This is a genomic window from Desertihabitans aurantiacus (assembly GCF_003344635.1).
GTDB lineage: Bacteria > Actinomycetota > Actinomycetes > Propionibacteriales > Propionibacteriaceae > Desertihabitans > Desertihabitans aurantiacus.
In genome coordinates this window covers 1-3736 of sequence record NZ_QPKK01000319.1, presented here as the reverse complement: position 1 = coordinate 3736, position 3736 = coordinate 1, and the positions used below count along the sequence as shown (strand labels likewise).

Here is a 3736-nt window from a genome sequence, read left to right as displayed (position 1 = left end):
GCCGGCGTGCGAGCGGGCCCGCAGCCCGGCCCGACCCACCCGGCGGTGCACCAGGTGGGCGGTCGGGGTGGTGGCGACCCGGTAGCCGGCGCGGGTGGCCCGCCAGCCCAGCTCGACGCCGTCGCGGAAGACGGGCAGCTCCGGCGCCAGCCCGCCGAGGGCGTCCCAGACGTCGCGGCGCACCAGCAGCCCGCAGGTGGAGAGCCCGAGGACGTCGGCGGTCCGGTCCAGCTGACCCTGCAGCACCTCCCCCGGCTCGGCCTGCGGCACCGGGCGTCCGGAGCCGGCCACCCCGACGGCGGAGTCGGTCAGCCGCCGCGGCTGGTTGGCCCGCGAGGGCACCAGCAGGGTGGGTCCGGTGAGGTCGACGCCGGGGTCGGTGGCGACGTGGCGCAGCAGCTCGCCGAGGACGTCCGGCTCGGCCACCACGTCGTCGTGCAGCAGCCACACCCAGCGCCGCGGCGGGGCGGTCGCACCGCGGCGCGGCACCACGGTCTGCTCCAGCAGGTCGGCGTCGGCGGCCGCCAGCCCGGCCTCGACCGCCTCGGCGAAGCCGTGCTCGCGGCGTCCGGGCACCACCAGGTCGAGGGCGCCCTCGTGCCGGGCGGACTCCAGCAGGGCGTCGGCCTCGTCGCCGGGGGTGTTGTTGACAGCGACCAGGTAGTCCGGGGGCGGGTCGAGGGCGGCCAGCGAGGCCAGCGCGCTGGGCAGCCAGGTGGTGGAGTCGTGGCAGACGAGGACGGCGGTGACCTGTTCCCCGGACAGGTCGACGGGGTCGGTCCCGGGCTCCTCGTCGTCGACCTCCCAGGTCGCCTCGGGCTCCGACACCCCCGCTTCCGTCACGTCACCCCAGCGGCAGGTCGAGGTCGGGACGCGGTCTGCCGCTCACACCGGCCCGGAAAGCACGAAGGCGCCCCGCAGGGCGCCCCCGATGCTATACGGCTCGCTTCTTCAGCTTGCGGCGTTCGCGTTCGCTCAGCCCGCCCCAGATGCCGAACCGTTCGTCGTGGGCCAGGGCGTACTCGAGGCACTCGCCCCTGACCTCGCACGACAGGCACACCTTCTTGGCCTCGCGCGTCGACCCGCCCTTCTCGGGGAAGAACGCCTCGGGATCGGTCTGTGCGCACAGCGCCCGCTCCTGCCAGCCCAGCACACCTTCGTCGTCGTCGGCGCCGAACACCTCCAACAGCTCGTGCATGTTTCCTCCTCGACCCGTCCGCGAGTGGGGATCCCGAGGACTTGCCAAGAATTACACGCGTGTAGTCCACCCGCCGTCAAGCGCTGGCGGGTGACCGATCTCACCCCGGGCGTGTCGGATCCTCGCGGGCTTGGTCCCGGTCGGTACTGTTCGCCGCCGCGCTCGGGCCCCAGTCCCGGTCGGGCTGGTCGCCACGGGCGGCGTCGGTGGCCCGTCGCCACACCGCGCCGGTGGCCTCGTCGGGCTCCCAGGTGGGGCGCCGCTCCAGCTCCGCACCCGCGGAGGAGGACGTGTCCGGTGGCTCCGGCCCGCCTCCGTCGGCGGTCGCCGGGGCGTCGGGGCGAGGACGTCGGGTGCCGGCCGCGAGCACCGTGGCTGCCACGGCGGCCAGCAGGCCCACCGCCGCCCGTACCCAGGCGCCATCGGGCGACAGGGGCACGATGGCGATCCCGGTTCCGGCGAGCGGGCCCTGCGCGAGCAGGAGGATCGGCGCCAGCCAGTCCCCGGCGGCCGCGAGCGCGGTCAGCCAGCAGACCACCGCGCCGACCACCAGCAACGGGCGCGCCCCCGCCAGCCGACGGACCAGGGCGAGCAGCAGCAGGAGCAGCAGCACCGGCTCGAGGACCACCCGGTCCGGCCCGGCCGCGCGCAGCACCGGCACCACGGGCAGCACCAGCGCCAGCAGCACGAGGACGGCGGCCAGCCAGCCCAGCACCAGCAGCGCACGCGGTGCCCGCTCGGTCTCGGACGCCTCCATCGAGCCCCCTCCCGGCCGCACGCCGGGGTCGGCGGGCCGGTGGCAGACTATCCGGGTGCAGATCGTGGTGCTGGCCGGCGGTGTCGGCGGGTCGAGGTTCGTCCGGGGCGTGCTCGCCGCCTACCCGGGAGCGCGGGTGACGGTGGTCGGCAACACCGCCGACGACATCACCCTGCACGGGCTGCGGATCTGCCCCGACCTCGACACCATGACCTACGCCCTGGGCGGCGCGATCGACCCCGAGCGCGGCTGGGGGCTGGCCGACGAGGGCTGGCGGGTGATGGAGGAGCTGCGGGCGCACGCGGCCGAGCCGACCTGGTTCAACCTCGGCGACCGCGACATCGCCACCCACCTGATCCGCACCCAGATGCTCGCCGCCGGCTACCCGCTGAGCGAGGTCACCCGGGCGCTGACCCAGCGCTGGTGGGGCACCGACTCCCCCGTCACCCTGCTGCCGATGAGCGACGACCGGGTCGAGACCCACGTGGTCGTCGCCGACGACGACGCACCCGGTGGGCGGCGGGCCGTGCACTTCCAGGAGTTCTGGGTGCGGCTGCACGCCGCGCCGCGGGTGCTCGAGGTGGTGCAGGTCGGCATCGAGGAGGCCCGGCCGGCGCCCGGCGTGCTGGAGGCCCTCGCCGCGGCCGACCTCGTGCTGGTCGCGCCGAGCAACCCGGTGGTCTCGATCGGCCCGGTCCTCGCCACCCCCGGCGTCCGCGACGCGGTGCGCGCGACCTCCGCCCCGGTGGTCGGCTTCTCCGGCATCCTCTCCGGCCGCCCGGTGCTGGGCATGGCCGACAAGCTGCTGCCGGCGATCGGGGTGGAGGTGGACGCCGCCGCCGTCGGGCTGCACTACGGCAGCCGGCAGGCCGACGGGGTGCTCGACCGCTGGGTGGTCGACTCCGACGACGCGGCCGCGCTGGCCCGGCTCCGCGACGGCGGGCTGGAGGCGCTGGCCCACCCGCTGCTGATGACCGACCCGGAGACCACCGCCGCCTTCATCCGCGCCGGCGTCTCCCCCGACCCCGACGACGGCCGGGCGCTGGCGTCGTGAGCGGAGCTCACGCCGGAGACGACATCGTGAGCGGAGCTCACGCGGGAGACGACATCGTGAGCGGAGCTCACGCCGGAGACGACATCGTGAGCGGAGCTCCCCAGCGCGAGGGCCGCGGGTGAGCCGGCTGCTGGTCTTCGCCCCTGACGGCATCGGCGACGTCATGGCCGGGGACGACCTGGCCGCGCTGCTGCACGAGGCGCTGGTCGCCGACCCCGACGGCCCGCTGCGCGACGGCGACGTGGTGGTGGTGACCTCGAAGGTGGTCTCCAAGGCCGAGGGACGCACGGTGGCCGCCGGGGACCGCGACCCGGTGGTCGAGGCCGAGACGGTGCGCACGGTGGCGCGGCGCGGGACGGTGCGGATCGTGGAGAACCGGCAGGGCCTGGTGCAGGCCGCCGCCGGGGTGGACGCCTCCAACGTCGCGCCGGGGACGGCGCTGCTGCTGCCGGCCGACCCCGACGCCAGCGCCCGCCGGCTGCGCGAGCGGCTGCAGCAGCTGGCCGGCGTCCGGCTCGGCGTGGTCGTCTCCGACACCTCCGGTCGGGCCTGGCGGCGCGGCCAGACCGACCTGGCGATCGGCGCGGCCGGGGTGCTGCCGGTGCTGGACTACGGCGGGCGCACCGACCCCTGGGGCAACGAGCTGGTGGTGACCCAGATGGCGGTGGCCGACGAGGTCGCCGCGGCCGGCGACCTGGTCAAGGCCAAGCTCGGACGGCGTCCGGTC

At 76.1% G+C, this 3736-nt stretch carries 5 protein-coding genes; 2 read left to right on the top strand and 3 right to left on the bottom strand.

Features of this window, described 5'->3' with window-relative positions; all coding sequences use genetic code 11:
* The 3 genes from DVA66_RS18130 to DVA66_RS18120 form a co-directional block, all read right to left on the bottom strand.
* The coding region (locus DVA66_RS18130; protein ID WP_198671921.1) for a glycosyltransferase family 2 protein at positions 1 to 828 on the bottom strand (828 nt) is incomplete at its 3' end.
* 106 nt (positions 829 to 934) lie between these two features.
* Complete coding sequence (locus DVA66_RS18125) at positions 935 to 1198, bottom strand: WhiB family transcriptional regulator (protein ID WP_114561299.1); 264 nt, start codon at positions 1196 to 1198, stop codon at positions 935 to 937.
* Positions 1199 to 1298: 100 nt separating this feature from the next.
* Positions 1299 to 1955, bottom strand: a complete 657-nt coding sequence (locus tag DVA66_RS18120) for a hypothetical protein (RefSeq protein WP_114561298.1) — start codon at positions 1953 to 1955, stop codon at positions 1299 to 1301.
* A 55-nt stretch (positions 1956 to 2010) separates the two neighbouring features.
* Between DVA66_RS18120 and cofD the strand changes: the two genes are divergently transcribed.
* Both cofD and cofE read left to right on the top strand, forming a co-directional pair.
* A complete protein-coding gene (gene cofD, locus DVA66_RS18115; protein ID WP_114561297.1) occupies positions 2011 to 3009 on the top strand; it encodes a 2-phospho-L-lactate transferase in 999 nt (332 codons plus the stop codon).
* Between the two features lie 118 nt (positions 3010 to 3127).
* Positions 3128 to 3736: coenzyme F420-0:L-glutamate ligase (cofE, locus tag DVA66_RS18110; protein WP_198671920.1), on the top strand; the 609-nt coding region annotated here is incomplete at its 3' end.

Bases quoted from the DNA above. Each gene is read 5' to 3' on its own strand.
- DVA66_RS18120 (WP_114561298.1), bottom strand. From the start codon at position 1,955: ATGGAGGCGTCCGAGACCGAGCGGGCACCGCGTGCGCTGCTGGTGCTG.
- DVA66_RS18125 (WP_114561299.1), bottom strand. From the start codon at position 1,198: ATGCACGAGCTGTTGGAGGTGTTCGGCGCCGACGACGACGAAGGTGTG.